This window comes from Sorangium sp. So ce117 (assembly GCF_051524395.1).
Taxonomy (GTDB): domain Bacteria; phylum Myxococcota_A; class Polyangia; order Polyangiales; family Polyangiaceae; genus Sorangium; species Sorangium cellulosum_B.
Genome location: NZ_CP150309.1, coordinates 3222253 through 3238832 on the forward strand (window position 1 = coordinate 3222253; position 16580 = coordinate 3238832).

Annotated in this window: 11 protein-coding genes; 2 read left to right on the forward strand and 9 right to left on the reverse strand. The window is 67.2% G+C overall.

Annotated features, from left to right (window positions below; genetic code table 11):
- Window positions 1-60: 60 nt before the first annotated feature.
- The 5 genes from WMF46_RS12245 to WMF46_RS12265 all read right to left on the reverse strand — a co-directional run bounded on the left by WMF46_RS12245 (window position 61) and on the right by WMF46_RS12265 (window position 9036).
- Window positions 61-1170, reverse strand: coding sequence for an aromatic ring-hydroxylating oxygenase subunit alpha (locus WMF46_RS12245; protein WP_437985776.1), 1110 nt, complete (start codon window positions 1168-1170; stop codon window positions 61-63).
- Between the two features lie 149 nt (window positions 1171-1319).
- Window positions 1320-2528, reverse strand: coding sequence for a pyridoxal phosphate-dependent aminotransferase (locus tag WMF46_RS12250; protein ID WP_437985777.1), 1209 nt, complete (start codon window positions 2526-2528; stop codon window positions 1320-1322).
- Window positions 2529-2929: 401 nt separating this feature from the next.
- Complete coding sequence (locus WMF46_RS12255) at window positions 2930-5203, reverse strand: tetratricopeptide repeat protein (protein WP_437985778.1); 2274 nt, start codon at window positions 5201-5203, stop codon at window positions 2930-2932.
- 143 nt (window positions 5204-5346) lie between these two features.
- A complete protein-coding gene (locus WMF46_RS12260; protein WP_437985779.1) occupies window positions 5347-6789 on the reverse strand; it encodes an amidase in 1443 nt (480 codons plus the stop codon).
- Between the two features lie 858 nt (window positions 6790-7647).
- Window positions 7648-9036, reverse strand: a complete 1389-nt coding sequence (locus WMF46_RS12265; RefSeq protein ID WP_437980858.1) for an IS1380 family transposase — start codon at window positions 9034-9036, stop codon at window positions 7648-7650.
- Here WMF46_RS12265 and WMF46_RS12270 point away from each other — a divergent pair.
- A complete protein-coding gene (locus WMF46_RS12270; RefSeq protein ID WP_437985780.1) occupies window positions 9019-9690 on the forward strand; it encodes an MEDS domain-containing protein in 672 nt (223 codons plus the stop codon). The two genes, WMF46_RS12265 and WMF46_RS12270, sit on opposite strands and share 18 nt — an antisense overlap.
- A gap of 39 nt (window positions 9691-9729) precedes the next feature.
- Window positions 9730-10683 (forward strand): MBL fold metallo-hydrolase, encoded by a 954-nt coding sequence (locus WMF46_RS12275; protein ID WP_437985781.1) that lies wholly within the window; start codon window positions 9730-9732, stop codon window positions 10681-10683.
- A 6-nt stretch (window positions 10684-10689) separates the two neighbouring features.
- On the opposite strand, the gene WMF46_RS12280 is transcribed toward WMF46_RS12275, so the two are convergent.
- From WMF46_RS12280 to WMF46_RS12295, 4 genes are all read right to left on the reverse strand, one after another.
- Window positions 10690-11244, reverse strand: a complete 555-nt coding sequence (locus tag WMF46_RS12280; RefSeq protein WP_437985782.1) for a pyridoxamine 5'-phosphate oxidase family protein — start codon at window positions 11242-11244, stop codon at window positions 10690-10692.
- 75 nt (window positions 11245-11319) lie between these two features.
- Window positions 11320-12624 (reverse strand): DUF1552 domain-containing protein, encoded by a 1305-nt coding sequence (locus WMF46_RS12285; RefSeq protein WP_437985783.1) that lies wholly within the window; start codon window positions 12622-12624, stop codon window positions 11320-11322.
- Between the two features lie 9 nt (window positions 12625-12633).
- A complete protein-coding gene (locus WMF46_RS12290; protein WP_437985784.1) occupies window positions 12634-14295 on the reverse strand; it encodes a DUF1592 domain-containing protein in 1662 nt (553 codons plus the stop codon).
- A 1009-nt stretch (window positions 14296-15304) separates the two neighbouring features.
- Window positions 15305-15706: a hypothetical protein gene (locus tag WMF46_RS12295; protein WP_231864794.1), complete on the reverse strand. Its 402-nt coding sequence runs from the start codon at window positions 15704-15706 to the stop codon at window positions 15305-15307.
- Window positions 15707-16580 lie beyond the last annotated feature (874 nt).

Genomic DNA, 16580 nt, shown 5'->3' on the forward strand with positions numbered 1-16580 from the left:
TCCTCCTGATCTACCGGCGACCGAGCTCCGGAGCCGTCGCGCGCCGGTGGACACGCGCGTTCACCTGGCGAGGAAGTCGTCGAGCGCGCGGTGAAACCGGATGGGCCCGAGCTCGAAGCGGCCGAACGTGACGACCTGGTTCGCGCCGGAGCGCAGCCCGCTCTGGATCGACGTCACCTTCCTGAAGTCTTCGTCCAGCGTTGTCTCGAAGGTCCCTCTGTCTGTGTTGGTACGGCGCACCTCGTGCTCCGTCTGCGGGACGCGGGCGGCGCCCGCCCACGTGTGCCAGAGCGTCCGATCCGGGCTGCTCGGAAACATCGTTTGGAGGATGGTCGGGCCATCTCGCAGCATGAGGACCGTGTTTGGAAATATCAGATAGACGACGTTGGCGACGGAGAGGAGGTCCCAGCTCGCTGGATCGCGGCCCAGGCACGTATTGATCTTGTTCTTGGGGACGATCATGCGCTGGTGGGGATAGAAATCGTCATGCAAGGCGACGTTGTCGTGCACCCAGGGTGCGATCGTCTGCGCGTGCGTCTTCCGGAAGTGATAGACCTCGAACGCCACTTCCATGAGGAGCTTCCAGTTCGCGTTCGGTGAGAAGGCGAGCTGATATGCCGGCTGGAGGCGCGAGAGGTTCCAGCCGGCGAGCTCTTGCGCGAGGGGACCCAGAAAGGTGTCCAGATCCGGCCCAGGGTCGGTCCACACCATGCCGAATTTGACCCGGACAGGGAACGGGGTGAGCGCGGTGCGTTCGCAATGCCCCTCGGCAAAGCCGTAGGCGTGCGGGACGTGCAGCAGCTTGCCATCGAGCCCATAGGTCCATGCGTGGAAAGGGCACGTGAAGCTGCTCCGTGCGGCGTCCGTGGGGCCGTCCAAGAGCCGTGTGCCTCGGTGGCGACAGGCATTCAAGAACCCCCTGATCTGGCCCTCCTTGTCGACGGAGAGCAGGATCGGCACGCCCAGGCCGTCGTGGGTGACGCAGTCGCCCGGCCTTTGCAGGAGCGCAGCGCTCGTCAGGGCGATGGGGCAGCGCTGGAACAGCTGCCCTCGCTCCCTCTCGAGCCGCGCCGGTGATGTATAAATGTCCACCGGTCTCTGCTCCGGCTCCGCGGCCATGTCCGTGGTCCGTCGCCGGATCAGATCGAGCGCGCGCCGTATCAGCGTCACCTGCTCCGCATGCTTCATACAGGCCGGAGGGCGGGCTCAGGCGCTGGTGCCAGCGGTTCCAGGATCTCCCGCTGCGCGCCGGTCAGGCAGGCTGGGAAGGGTTTCGGTCCTCGGGGCTCCATGCCCCGGAACCTTGAGCCAATTCTCGGCTAAGCAAGCTCTGAGAGCTCGACCTGGCGCACCGCCGGCGCTGCCGTCCTGGAGGGCTCCTCCCTGCGGCGCGGGCTCATCAGGGCGTCGAGCTGCTCGATGAAGCACGTGTTCTCCGCCGGCAGGCCGACGGTCACGCGGAAGTAGTCGTCGTATCGCTCGTCGCCGAACGGCTCGAAGGCCTTCACCTTCACGCCTCGGGCGAGCAGCGCGTCGTGGATTTTCGCCCCGGACCACGCCCCGCGCGCGCGGCACAGGATGAAATTGGTCTGTGACGGATAGGCCTCCAGCGCGCGATGCGCTCCGATGGCCGCCATCAGCCTGGCTCGCTCCCTCGCTGTCTGATGCCGGACGAATCCGAGGTGTCCGCTGTCCTGGAGCGACGCCATCGCGAGCTCCGCGGCCAGCTGCCCGACGCGGTGCGGCGTCATCTTGGCCTCCATCTGCGCCACCACCTTCGCGTCCCCCATGGCGTACCCCACGCGCACCGACGCGAGCCCGTAGGCGAAGGAGAAGCTGCGCAGCACCATCAGGTTGGGATGGCGCAGCACCAGGTCCGCCATCCGGGTGTTCGGGCTCTCCTCGAGGTAGTGCACGTACGCTTCATCGATGAAGAAGAGGGAGCTCGGGAACCGGGTGAGCAGCGGACCGAGCTCCTGCCTCGTGATGAGGACGTTGCCCGTGGGGTTGTTGGGGTTGCAGAGGTAAACCAGGCCGTCCTGCCGCGAGAGGCGCGACTCGAGCAGCTCCACGTCGAGCGCGAAGCCGTTCTCCGGACGGAGCGGGAGCAGCTCGCATCGCAGCCCCACGCGGACGCCGGACGCAGGCACCTTGGAGTAGGTGAGCCGGGTGGTGATGATGGGATACGCCGTGCGCTTCAGCAAGAAGCGCAGCGTCCGCATCGCCGAACGCTTGATCTCGCGCTCGATCAGGAACGGGATGCAGGTCTTGAGCAGCGGGCCGCTCCCGTTGGCGACCAGCACGTTCTCCGGCCTGACGCCCGCGTCGGCGGCGATTGCGCGCCGGAGATCTGCGTTGTCCCCGGCGGGGTAGATCCGCAGGGAGATGTTGCCGGCGTGGCGCCGCAGGACGTCCGCGCACCGCTCGGAACAGTAGGTGCCGTGGTTCAGCGCCATGTCGATGGGCGGCGCGTCGGACTGGCGAACCGGGGCGATGGGTGGCTCGCTCGCTGTCGTTCGAGGCTGCATGGAGTGCTCCTCTCGTGGTGTTCAACCAGCATCAACCAGGCCGGATCGGGGGCGAAGGAGGCCACACACATGATGAGCTGTCGGCCATCGTCCGGGAAGCGCATGGCGCGGCTCCTCCTGACGTCGCGTCCCCAGGCCCGGATCGCTCACAGCCGGTGAGGTCATCCCGATGTCTGACCATTCGTCCCCGTGATTCAGGAGGCCACCTTCGCGGGTCAAGTGCAAGAAGGAAGAGCGAGAGGCGCGGGCCCAGAATGTGTGTGCGAAGGCGGGCGATCAGGGAGAGGATGGGCCGTGGTGCGAGCTCAGCTCACGGAGCGGATGTTCTCCACCGCAGGCACTCGTGGGCTGGCCTGGCGCGCTCCCTCACGCCGGCTGCCGCCATGGAGGCGTCACATTCGCTATCCGCCGTCGAGCTGATCGATGGCACGCTCGAAGTCGATGCTGACCTGCATCGCCTCCTTAGCGCGGGGTAGATCTCCCAATTGCTCATAAGCGAGCCCCAGGTTCCTGCTTGCTACCGCCTCCTCTTCCCCATTTTTTACCTGGCGAGCGATGGCGATCGCTTGCTCGTAGCACTCGATCGCCTTGGATAGCTCTCCCAGGCGGGCATAGATTAGCCCGAGGTTACCGAGCGTCTCGCCTTCCTCTTTCCGGCTCCCGCTCTCCCGCGCTATCGCAAGGATCTGCCCGTAGTAATCGATGGTTTTCCTCTCCTTGCCCACGCGAAGATTGAGGTGCGTCAGGCTTCCGAGCGCCTCCCGTTCGCCTTGGCTATCGCCGAGCTGTCGAGCGATGGTGAGCCTTCGCTCAAAGAGCTCTATAGCTCTTTGCCAGTCATCGAGCGCGGCGTAGGCGTTGCCTAGCTCTGCGAGGAGCCGGCCCTCTTCGGGGCGTCTACCCAACTTCCGTGCCGCGACGAGCCCAGCCTCGTACCATGGGATCTGCTCGAGCACTGGCTTTTGGGTGCGGAGCGAATACGGGATCAGCAGCAGAAGGTCACAGCAGACGTTCGCCGCGGCGTCATCGTGCTCCGCGTTCGCGGCAGCCCAGCTGAGCGTCGCGCTGATGTTGCCCCACTCACGGTCGAGCAGAGCAAGCACCTCGAGGAACGTTGTATCGCCCCGCTGGTGAGAATGATCCGCAGCCCGGACGACGTGGAGGAAGTATTCTGCGTGTCGCCGCTCGGCGGCGAACCGTTCCCTGTGCTCCAGGTGCGAACGCGCGTAGTCGCGAGCGAGGTCGTGGAACCGGTAGCGCTCGGACGCTCCGTCCCACTCCACCAGGCTCCGTTGGACGAGCTCGCCGAGGGCATCGGCGGCCACGTCGTGCGTGGTACCAGCAACCGCAGCGGCGCCCTCCACGTCGAAGTCGCCCAGGAAGACGCCTATATGGAACCAAAATGTGCGAACGCCGGCATCCAGCAAGTGGAGGCTCTCCGACAGCACCGCATCCACGAGCTCCCGCCGGTTTTGAATGGAACGGAGCCGCTCGATGTACCGAGCGGGTCTGAGATCAACGCGTTCAGCCAGCGCGCTCGCGGTGGTTCGGACGGCCAGCGGCAGGTAGCCGCAGAGCCTCGCCAACTCGGCAGCCGCAGCTTCGTCGAGGCGAGGCGCGATGCTGCGGACCAGCTCAACGGACTCACCAGGGTCCAGCGTGCCGAGACGCCGGGCGTAGAGTCCTGGCAGGGTGAAGTGCTGCCTGGACGTGACGAGCAGGAGGCTTCCGGGCGGTGGCATCACGGGCTCGACCTGGGCGCGGTCACGCGCGTTGTCCAGCAGGAGGAGCACGCGTTTGCCGTGGAGCACAGAGCGATACACTCGTCCGAGTGCCTCCGGGTCATCGGGCAGCTCCGCCGTGGGATCGAAAGCGTGGATCACTTCCGCCATCACCTGGGCGGGCGTGAGGGGGTCGAAACGAACACCGCGCAGGTCGATGTCGATCTGAGCGTCGGGGTAGCGAACCTGGAGATCGTGCGCGAGCTTCAGGACGAGCGCAGTTTTTCCCACGCCGCCCTGGCCTGTGACTCCCGCGACGATGGCGCCGCCTGGGCCGAGCTTCGCGCGCAGGTCGGCGAGCTCCTTTTCGCGCCCGGTAAAATCTGCCGGTGGCGAACGAAGCTGGTGCAAGGCCGATCCCGGAGCGGGCAGGACCGGGGCTTGCGCAACGGACTGCGCGAGAGGCGCCGGGGGGCGGATCGCCGCGGTGGCCGTCACGTCGCCCACGAGCCGGCATGCGGCCCGGATCCCATCGACGATGTGGGCCCAGGCTTCGTCGCGGTCAGGCCAGCTCGCCACCGCTCGCCCACCCACGGGGAGCACAGCCAACCGAGACCATGGGGCGCCTTGCCAGGAGCATGCCCGCGCGATGAGCGGGATGACGTGCGCCACTCCCGCCGCGTGCCGCGCGAGTGCCCGCTCGGCCTCGGTGCGGCAGACGTCGCATGCGAGGTAGTCTGCGCTTACGAAGAGCAGGATCAGCCGAGCCGCCGCGAGCTGGGACGCGGCCTGCCGTTCCGGCTCCTCGCCGCCGGTGACCCGCCCGCGGTGCCATAGCGAGACGTCGGGCCCAAGCGCCGAGAGGTGCGCCTCGATCGCTTGGAGGAGCTCCTGATCGGCACGCGCGGGCGCACAGGAGATGAAGATGTCGAGGAGTGCGGGCGCGGTGGCCACGGGCGGAGGGTACCAGGACGGCGCGCTTCTGGACCATCGACGGTTCGCTACGTCTGGGCACCGCGAACTCGACCCGATGGTGAGAGCTGGTTCGCCTTGCTCTCGAGAGCGCCCTCGATTCGGTCGCGGCCTCGCGCGACCGCTCAGCTCGCGCGGAGCGGCGGCGCCCGCAGCGGGGCGCTCTCTCGCTCGAGCGCTAGCGCGGCGCGCAGGACCAGCGCTTCCTCGAAGTGGCGCCCCACGATCTGCAGCCCGAGCGGCAGGCCGGCGCTGGTGAGGCCCATCGGCACGCTGATCGCCGGCTGGCGCGTCAGGCTGAAGGGCGCGGCGAAGGAGGCCGGGAGCGCGCCGCCGTCGATCAGGGGCGCGGCCCCGGCCGACGTCGGCGTCACCAGCAGATCGAAGCGGCGATGGAACACGGCCATCGCCAGGGCCAGCTCCGCGCGCTGCCGCTCGGCCTCCAGGTACGCCACCGCGCTCAGCGCCTCTCCCTGGGCTGCCGCGCTCTGGACCGCCGGATCGAGCAGCGCGCGCTGCTCCGGCCCGAGCTCCCGCACCGTGTGCGCGGCGCGCGCAGCGAACAGCGTCCGCAGCACGCCCCCCGGGTCCGCGAACGGCGGCGCCACCTCCTCTACGTCGGCGCCGAGCCGTTGCAGGTGCGCGACCGCCGCGTCGAAGCAAACCCGCGTTTCTCTCGGCAGATCGACGTACCCCAGCGTGGCGCTCACGCCGACCCGCACGCGGCGGAGGAAGCGTACGTCGGACGGGTCGAACGCGCCGGACTTGTCGTGCGTGTCGAACGCGTCGACCGCGACGAGCGCGCCCAGGTACAGCACGTCCTCGCGCGGCGGCGGGGCCCGGAACGGATCGCGGTCGTCAGGACCGGAGAGGACCGAGAGGAGCACCGCCGCGTCGCCGACCGTGCGCGCGATCGGCCCCACGTGCGGGGGCACCCCCACCACGCTCGCCGGGTGCGCGGGCACGCGACCGAACGTCGGCTTGCACCCCACCACGCCGGAGAACGCGCTCGGCACGCGGATCGAGCCGCCGCCGTCCGTTCCGACGGCGAGCGGCCCGAAGCCGGCCGCGACCGCCGTGACGGCGCCGGCGCTGCTGCCGCCCGGCGTGCGCCGCGGGTCCCACGCATTGCGCGTGATCCCCGTCAGCGGGCTGTCGCCGAGGCCCTTCAGGCCGAACTCGGACGTCGTCGTCTTCCCGAAGAGCACGGCCCCGTGCTCCCGCAGGCGGGCGACGGCGGGCGCGTCCTCCGTCCAGGGGCCGGCCGCGTCCACGGTGCGCGAGCCCCGCCGGGTCGGCCAGCCGCGCGTGAGCAGGAGGTCCTTCACCGAGACAGGCACCCCGTCCAGGCGCCCCACCGGCTCGCCTCGAGCCCAGCGCGCCTCGGACGCCCGCGCGACCTCCAGGGCCCGCTCCTCGTCGAGGAGCGCGAACGCGTTGAGCGCGGCTCCGTGGCGCTCCACATGGGCAAGGACGGCGCGGAGCGCCTCGACGGGGGAAGCGCTGCGGGAGCGATAGAGCGCGAGGAGCTCGACGGCGGTGGCTTGCACGAGTGAGGCGGGCGGCATGCGTCCACTATAACGGATGATGTGTCCTTTGCAACGGATGTGACGAATGCGACGGAAGTGCGCGTGCGCCTCGGTGTCCCCGCCATGGTCGTTGTCGTGTGGAGAGTCGTGCATCACAGCCGAATGCGACGTCGGGCAAAGCTCGAGCTCAGCCGCGACTACGTGGTCGCATCCACGGAAGCACAGAGGCTTGCGCTCCGGGGGGGCCGGCGAGGCCCTGCCCGCCAAGGGGGCACACGGGAGCGTGGGCGCGTTCGTGGGCTTTTTCCTCTCGAGCGCTGGCGCGCTGTTCGTGAGCGCCTGCGCTCTTGAATCCATCGGCTCGGGGCAGCCCCCACGCGCGTAGGTGTCCCGAGCTCGCGCAAAATCCGTTTTGACCGACTTCCCCTGGACGCTGGCGCCCATCGAGTAACTCGCTTTGCGGCGTTGTCCCCCGACGAGCTCGCTTCTTGTAGTAACCCGCCCAGCCCGGATCGTCGCCAGGCGGACGCAGCGTCAATTCAGGGACGAGCTTCGGGAATGATGCTGTACCAGGATGGGTCGACGCCGACGCGACGAGGTGGTAGACGTGCGATCTTCAGGAGTGCAACATGACGCCGACACGTACGCGAAAAGTGAGTCTCTGCGGCAAGGAGCTGCACGGCTTGCAGCACATCTGCGCGTTCTTCGATTCACGCAAGGAGATGTACGACGTACTCAACGTGGATTTCGCGCCTACGGGGCACGAGTGGGCCGACGGCGACGCGCGAGTGGCGTTCCGCCGACGAATGCGACGTCGATTACAATCGGGTGCGCTCAGCGCGGCGCAAAGGCACACGCCCCCCTTACCCCCCACCATGATTTCGGCTGGTTCTGGGCTCAATTGAGCCGGCGAGCGAGCTGCGAGCGCTCCGGCACGTGCAGCTTCGTGCACCGACTCGAGCGGGCCAACCTTCCAGGGACGAGGATCAGCGCGCGCCGCAACCACGGCGTTCGCCAGGTCGCGAGGTGCGGAACATGGTCGAGGACATACCGGCGCATCAGGTTGGCGGTCAGCAACTTCAGCAGCAGCGCGGCATGATTGGCGTTGAAGCTATGGCTCGGCACGCGACCGCATCCCCATCCGTGCTTGAGATCGCCGATGAGTGGCTCGATGCCCGCGCGCAGGTCATACCGCGCCGCGACGTCTTCCGGCGCTTCGACCGGCTCGTTGGTCAAGAAGACCTGCACCGTGTAGTCGAGGCCCTCCCAGAGGTAGATCTGCTTGCCGTTCTCCCGATCGCGTGTGCGTACGGCGATCACGCGGACTCCATTCGGCCAACCGCTGCGCCGGAAGGGGACCTCGGTCACCTGCCGTCGAGGACGACCGTCGGCATCCCGGTCGATGGTACGCCATCCGGTGGCGTACGCGACCCTGCCGACCAGATCAGGGCTCATCCGCGCCTTGGTCAGGAAAAAGCATTCCTTCGTGGCGACGGCGTGCATCAAGGCGCTGCAATCCCCCGCGCCGTCGATCCGCACGTAGATGGCCGCGCTCGGCGCTGCGGCGCGCGCCCGGTCGATGCACTCCTCGACGAAGGGCACATCGGCTTCGCCGAAGCTCGTGTCGCCCGGTCGCAGCTTGGCCCCGACAATGGCCTCGACCTCGGCGATGCGCGCCAGGATCGGATGATAGCTCGGCCGGCCACGGTAGCGTGGGTTCGGGCCCGGAAGTGCCCCCTCTTGCATCCCGAAGAGCGGCTCCACGGTCGTGTCGACGTCGATGTGCACGAAACGGTGCTTTCGGCGAGCAACGAGGGCGAGCCCGTGGTCGACGACCATGCTGTGCAGCGCTTCGAGCGCCTCCTCATCGAACCGGCACAGGTCCCGGTAGACGGTGTCGATGCTCGGGACGACGCCGCCGGCGAGACGCACGAAGAGCGGATCGACGGCGAGCGCCTCGATGCCGAAGACGCGCTCCTCGCCGGCGAGCGCGCTGTCCATCAGCAGGCGCATCTGCGCAGCCATCGGGTAGATGACCGTGCGGCCGGTCTTCAGCCGGGAGAACCAGCGGCTCAGGGCCGCGTCGATGCCGAGCTCGCGGATGAAGGCGCCGAACGGGGCGAGCCCTGCGACGCCCGTCAGGTTCTTCTCCGTGGGCTCGACGTGAATGCTGCGAGGGTCTGGCCGCCGGATTCGCTCTTGGTGCCGTCCGTCGCCTTTCCTCTTGAACCCGAGCTCGCGTCGACGCACCTTGGAGGTGCTCGGCGTGTGCCTTCGTTTGGTCATAGCAACCCGGACGGGTCGCCACGCCGAGCCTTTCTTTCAAGGACTTCCGTTTACGACGGCGGATTTCTCACGCCTCGGATCGGTTTCGTAGGCGCGAAATCCACGCTCAATCCGTACTTCCAGGAAGGGATCGATACCGGCGACGAGGTGGTGACCATCCTCGAGTCGAGCGTGCATGACGACCATGTGAATCGGATGCAAAAGGGCGGCGTGCCCGTGCAGGACGCGATTCAGCGTGGCCAGCTCAAGGTCGTGCCTTCCGAGCAGACGTACCTCCAGGACAACGTGTTTGTCGCGGACCGCATGTACTCGACCGTCGAGGGCGTGCTCGAGGGCGCGGCCGAAGGCGAGTTCAAGTCCGTTCGCACCTGCGGCGACATGGAATGGGCGCTGAAGAACCTGCCTGGCACCGAGGACCTGATGGTCTACGAAGCAAAGCTGAACACGCTGGCGCTCAAGCACGACTGCACGCTTCTTTGCTGCTACGACGTCAATCGCTTCAGCGGCCGGGTGATCGCCGATGTGCTCGCCACGCACTCGCACGTGGTCATCGGCGGGCACGTGCACGAGAATCCGTACTACCTCGACCCGGTGACGTTCCTGAGGAAGCTCGCGCTGCGGCGGGCGCCTGTGTCTCTCGCGAGCGCGGGCTGACCCTCTTCGCCGCCCGCTCCGCGTGGTATACCGCCGGGTGTGGGACGCTTCGATCATCTCGCCACAACGCCCGCGCGCGGCCCGGCCGACGTCCTCAAGTGGAAGCTCGGCGCCCGCGAGAAGGCCATCGCCGACGGCTTCGTCACGCCGCACCGCGCGTACGACCGCTCGCTCGTCGAGAGCGGCCGCGCCTCGCTCACGTGGATTGGGCACGCGTCGTTCCTGCTCGTGCTGGGCGGCCTGCGCATCCTGATCGATCCCATCCTCGCGACAGGCCTCGGCACCACGAAGCGGCTCGCCCCGGCGGGCATCCCGCTCGAGGACCTCACCGAGATCGATCTGGTGCTGATCACGCACAACCACCGCGATCACCTCGACACGCCCACGCTGTCGCGCATCCTCGCGGCGCACGCCGTGCACCCGGGCAAGCTCGGCAAGAAGAACGCGCCGCTCCGGCCCCGCTTCGTGGTGCCGCAGGGCAACGGCGCGCTGCTCGCGAAGCTGGGCGCGGGCGCGATCGACGAGCTCGCGTGGTGGCAGTCTGTCCACGTCGGGCAGGTCGAGATCACGCTCGTGCCCGCGCGGCACTGGTCGATGCGCATGCCCTGGGACAGGAACGAGGCGCTCTGGGGCGGCTTCGTGATCCGCGGCCCCGAGGGCGCCGCGTACCACTCGGGCGACACCGGCTTCTTCGACGGCTTCGCCGAGATCGGCCAGTGCAGCGGCGGATCCATCGACTGGGCCATGTTGCCCATCGGCGCCTACGCCCCGCGCTGGTTCATGGAGCCGCAGCACATGGGCCCGGAAGAGGCCGTGCAGGCCGCCGAGCTGCTCGGCGCGCGCACCTTCGTCGCGATGCACTGGGGCACGTACAAGCTCACCGACGAGCCGATCGGCGAGCCGCCGGTCCGCGCGCGCGAGGCCTTCCTGAAGAGCCGCGGCGACATGGAGCGCCTCTGGATCCTCGACGTCGGCGAGACCCGCGGGCTCTGAGAGCAGTCACCTCTTGACGGCGGGCAGGCCCGGCAGGCCGTCGATGCTCGTCGTGTTCTTCTCCCGCCGATAGCGCGAGAGGCCCTCCGGCCCCTTGCGCTTCGCCCATTTCGACAGCGTGTCCCGCTCGCCCTCGTAGGCCATGAGCGGCACGGCGTAGCCGCACGACGTGGCGATGCGCTCGAGCGCGACGCGGATCACGGAGCGAACGCCCTGGAACGGCGGGAAGAGGTCCGCGAGCGCGCCGAAGCGCGGGTCGCCGGGGAAGATGGGCTCGCCGCGGCCCTGGAGGCGCAGGATGCGGGGTGGGCCGTCGAACGCGCAGAACATCAGCGTGATGCGGCCGTTGTCGCGCAGGTGCGCGATGGTCTCGACGCCGCTGCCGGTCAGGTCGAGGTAGGCCACTGTCCGCGGGTCGAGCACGCGGAAGGTGTCGTGCCCCTTCGGCGACAGGTTGACGTGCCCGCCGCTGCCTGAGGGGGCGGAGGCCACGAAGAAGAGGCGCTGCTCGGCGAGGAAGCCGATGAGGTCGTCGTCCAGCTCGGAGAAGGTTCGTCCCATGGGTCCTCGTGGGCGGCGGGTACGCGCCGCGGAGCGGCGCGGCACTGCCGTTGCCGCGCCGCGATCGGCCGCCAGCTATGTGATGAGCGGACCTCGACACCAGTCAGCGCGGCCGACAGACGTCACGCCCATGCCGATCGCCCGGGCAATGCTGACATAAACGTCGTTGTGATTGCGCCCACCGGCGTCGAGCAGGCGCCCGGTCGTCCAAGCACCTCCACAGCTGCCGGCAACCACGAAAGGTGCGTGTTGGGGCGGGTGGTCGGTCTCGGCGAAGTTCTGGCCGGAGCCCAGCTGGCTGCTGCCGTTCTGGGTGCAAAGAACCGCTGCGGTGTTGTCGAGCACCGAGAACTCGCCGTCGGAAAGGCCTTTCAGCTTTTCGATGAAATAGCGGAACTCTCCCGCGAAATAGGCCTGGAGCCGAGTGATTTGTTGTCCAGGAGCGCCGTCCGGATCGCCGTGTGAGACGGAGTGCCAGGCTGAGATATCGATGTCACCGAACTTGACGGCTTCGTTGTTTTCGCCGCCGCCCCACATCATGGTCGCCACGCGAGTGATGTTGCAGGCGAAAGCCATCGCCATGACGTCGAGATACAGCCGGCTGTGCTCCGGCATGTCGTTCATCATGGTGTCCTTGCTGAGCAGCGTCGACCCGATCTGCTTGCACGAGTTCTCTGTGGGGATGCTGCCGCCGACATCGCGTTCGAGCGTGCGCAACGACTCGAGGTAGAAGTCCATCTTGGCGGCCTCCTCCGGCCCGAGCCGCCCGCGGAAGGACCGGACATCGTCCTTGACGAAGTCGAGCACGCTCTGACGGCGGAGCAGTGCCTGCTCGGCGGCGTTCGGCGTGTTCATGGACATGCCGCCCCCGCTGATGCGGTCGGCGATGCGCTGATACGCAGCCAGCGGGTTTTTCACGCTGGGGATGAACCTGCCATCGACCTGAGACAGTCCGGGGATGACGCCGCCGTCGCCGGACGTCTGACCGACCGCGATCTCCAGCGATGCCAGGGGGGTCGTGTCCTTGAGGAACCTGGCGAACTCCTGGTCGATGCTGGTCCGCGCGCCGAGGCCGAACACCGAAAACGACGCCGAGCGGTGCGCGTTACCGCCGTCGCGTTTGAGCGTCAGGTTCTTGAACACCAGGATGTCGTCGCGCACCGCTTCGAGCGGCGCCATGTGCGGCTTGAGCACGAAATTTCTTTCGCCTCCGGTCGGCTCCGATTGATACTGAGAGCCATTTGCGTAGCCGAACATGGCGACGCGCGTGATTCGCGGAACGGTTTGTGCGTAGAGGTTGTCGGCCAGCCCAGAACAGAAGAGCGTTCCGTAGCCGAGGCCACGAAGCATCGTACGCCGGGAAAATTTCACGTTGCGCATGGCGAGCTCCTAGTTCCTCCGGTCGATGAAGCTGGGCGACGCGATCACGCTCAGCACCAATTGATCAATCCCGTGCTGCGAGCGCGCAAATTCGTCCACGAGGCGCTCCTTCTCACAGGCGTCGAGCTCCGGCAAGTCGTATCCTGAAGCGTAGGCGGCGAACTGCTGGGCGAAGCAGCCGTAGACATCCGGCTTTTGCGCCAACTCGTCCACGAGCTCCACGAAATTGGAGAACACGATTCCGGGAAGCGCATTCTCCTCGCTCGGCAGCGGCAGGCTGCCGCTTGCATCGATCGGCTGCTCGTGCTCCGTCGTTCTGTAGCGACCGATAGCATCGTAGTTCTCGAGCGCAAACCCGATTCCATCGAACAGATCGTGACAGACGGCGCAGCCCGGACTCGCATGAATGCCGAGTCTTTGCCGACCCGTGGCGTCCGGCTCGGCAAAACGGCCGGGATTCGGAATACCGCCGGGCGGCAGCGGCACGCGGTGGCATAGGACCTCTGCGCGGACGTAGGAGCCGCGCCCGACGAGGCCCGTATCTTGGCTGTGCGCGTGGCCCCAGAGAAACGGCAGCGAGGTGAAGATGCCTCGGCGTTCCGTCGGATTGAGCTCGCGACGCACCATGGCGTCGCCGGTCACCCCGCTCAAACCGTAGAGCGGAGCGGTGCGCTCGTTCACGAACGCGTACGTGCCCGTGAACAGCGAGTCGAAGCGACGATCCGCTCCCTCGTCGAAGAGTACGCTGTTCGTGAACAGGCGCAACTCTTCTTTCAAATCGGCGGTCAGCTCGGGCGTTACCATCGGAAAGACGCTGGCCTCTTTCACCGAATTCGAGAGATTCTCGAGCTCCAGCCACTGCTCGAAGAAGTGGTTCATGGCCGGCGCCGCCTTGTCGCGCGCATCGAAAAGGCGCTTGGCCTGGGCCAAGAGCACTGTACGGTCGCGCAGCTCCCCTTGATCTGCGAGCGCGGTGAGCTCAGCATCCGGCACGCTATCCCAGAGCAGGTACGAGAGCGCCGAAGCGATCTCGTGGTCCGTCAGCGTCGTCACCGCTCCGGTATCCTTCACCGTGCCGAGCTCCGTGCGGTGCAGGCTGTTCGGCGACATGAACAGCGCCTCCACGACGCTCTTGACGCCTCCGGCAGGACCTTCGCCCTGCGCAGCGGTCTTGGCGAAGAGCGCGCTGAAGGAGGTGACTTCAGTCGTCGAGAGCGGGCGGCGCCAGAGCTTTTGCCCCGTTTCGGTGACGAAACCGTCCAGGCAAGGGCCAGGCGCCAAGCTGTCGACGTCGCAAGCGATCCCAAACTTGTCGGGGTTCTGCAGCGCGTGCGCCCCGAGCTCTTCACCGACGGCGAAATATACGTCCGCGAGGAGCGGCGCGATTCGCAGGTCTGAGGCCTGGTTGGCGAAGCCGTCGAGCCTGGCCTCGCTCGGCAAGTTCGCAAGCGCTGCCGGCTGGATGTCGAACTCGTCGCGCAAGGTGTTGGCAAGCTGGGTGTTGGTCAACCGCCAGATGCGCGGTTTGGCCAGCGCAGGGGTGGCGCCACACTCGGCCGCCGGCGGCGTCTCGGTCGCCGGCGCCGCCTCGCCCTCGACTCCCAAGACGCCCGTGCACCCGCTGGCCACGACGACCGCGAGCGGCGCCGCAAGGCCAAACGAGCGGCTCATGAGTGAACGTAGTACACCGATTCGTTTTGCGATTGGCATGAAACGCTCTTGCTAGGATGAAATGTTAGAGGAAGCTGGGGGAGGCTAGGAAAACCAAACGCGATCCGAACATCGAGCTCCTTGTAGTTGCGTCTCCGTTTATTGTTACAATGGCGGCGTTCGGCGTGTGCAACAAGGAAGGCAAGAGAGGAAGGGTTATGGTCACCCTTGCAGGAGCGAGGAATCGTCGGCGTGAAAGGCGTCCACTGGCCATGCGGACCTCCCGTGGCGTACCACCACATCACGAACGCCGCGCCGCTCGGCGTGAACGTGGTCGCCCCACCGCTGGTCGTTCCATGGGCGCCGTCGCTCCCCGCTCTTGCCCGAGACGGGGTGCTCCACCTTCCCGGGGCCGGCTCTGGATCCGACGAGCCGCATCCCACCAGGCTCAATCCAGCGAGAGCGACGATTTGTCGCTGCATTTGAAGGCACGGCAGCCTCGACGATGTTGGTTATCTACGGCTGAAAGCTGAGTGAACCGGTGCGCGTGCGGATCGCAGGTGAGGCCTCGCGCTCAGAGCGCGGCATGGCGCGAGCGATGCCCCCGCGAACGCGCCGCTGCACGCGTGCTCGACGACCGAACGAACGCACCCGGTGCCGAGATCGATCCCGATCCCGGGGACGAAGGGCCGGCGCGCACGACGGCCTGTCCAGGGCAAAACAAAAGGACACCCCGAGAAAGTATTGTGAGCGTTCACATTGTCGGTGTCAACCAGAAGTGGAGCGGCGCGCGGGCCTCCTCGATCCCGAGGGTGGGCAGACGATGACCACGAGACCCCGCCTGCCGGGCACCTCTGACCAGGGCGCACACGCACCTGCCACGCAGGTTCCAAATCTCCGTTTGGCGGAACCGCTCGCACGGAGCTCTCCGGGCCAGTGTTCGCCTCGGCCCGGCGGGTACGGCCGGGGCTGCCAGGAGAGCGCGCGCCCGGCGCGAGGAGCGGCGAGGGGGATAGCAGAGAGAGGCGCCTCAGAAGGCGGCGTCGCGGAGCTTCGCCTTGTACTCCGCCTTGTACAGATCGTGGCAGGCCTTGCAGCTCGCCTTGGCGCCGTCGATATCGCCCTTCTTGGCCTTTTCCGCGCCATCCTTCGAGATCGCGACCCACTTGGGCATCCCGGGCGGCGGCTTCGACGCCACGTATTCCAGCGCCGACGCGATCTTCGCGCCGTCGCCGCTCGTGGTCGCCGACTGCATCACCGTCTTCATCCAGCCCTGCATCGGACAAGCCTTCTGTCCTTTTGCACCGCAGCCAAAATCCTTCCCCTCGGCAACAGAACCGGGGACGTCCGCGGTCCCGTTCGCGGCCCATGCTGCGCCCGCAAAACCAATGCCGACGCTCATCAACACCGCACTCATCAGCTTCATGCTCATCGACATCCGACATCTCCTGTCATGTAAGAAGCAACCTCAGCCAAGTTATCGCAGCTCGGAGAATCAAATTGTGAACGTTCACATGCCTGGCGTCAACCAGGTTCGGCCGACGCGCGGCTATCCTCGATCCCGATGGGCGCGCAGCGGCGGCCGGCCGCGGCGCCCGAGCTCGGAGAGGTCCGGCGAGCGCAGGAGCAGCGGGCGAGCTCGCGCTGGACCGCGCGTTCGAGTCACCGCGCACAAGATCGCCGCGCACAAGAGGCGGCGCCCAGGCACCGGCGGGCTCGCAGCGTCGAGCGCCAACCGGCGATGCGCTGCTCGGCTTCGAGCGCGTCGGGCGGGCCGGCGATCAACGCGGTCCGGCCTCCGCCCATGTTGACGCGGCGCGCTGGAGGAACCCCGCCAGCCTTGCCCTCCCTCGGGCTCGGGGATATCCCCGAGGCCCATCAATTGGCGTTGACACCGGCCATGTGATCGTTCACATTCCCCTCGACAGGTATCCTTTTGTTTCGCTTCGGGTGGGGTCTCATGCGCACCGAGACCTTCGTCATCTGATCGGTTTTGGCACCGATCCCGTTCGGTCGGTCATCACGGAAGCGATCGCCGATCGATGGTGCTTGGCCTTTTGTCAATTTCAATGCACTGGAGACCACGGCGAGCCTCGGTTCGGCTGTCGTGAGATCTATTGTCCACCGGAATTCTCCGAGATCCGGCAAGGCGGCCGGACGGCGACTTTGGGTGCGGCGTGACCTATGTTGCGGCGGGCTCTGGTCAGCCCCTCCTCGGGTGCACGGTGTCATCACATCGGCCCGTCCGGGATCAGGTGCTCCAGGTTCCGTGACACTGCGGGACCTGCTCTGGGTTGACAGACAAA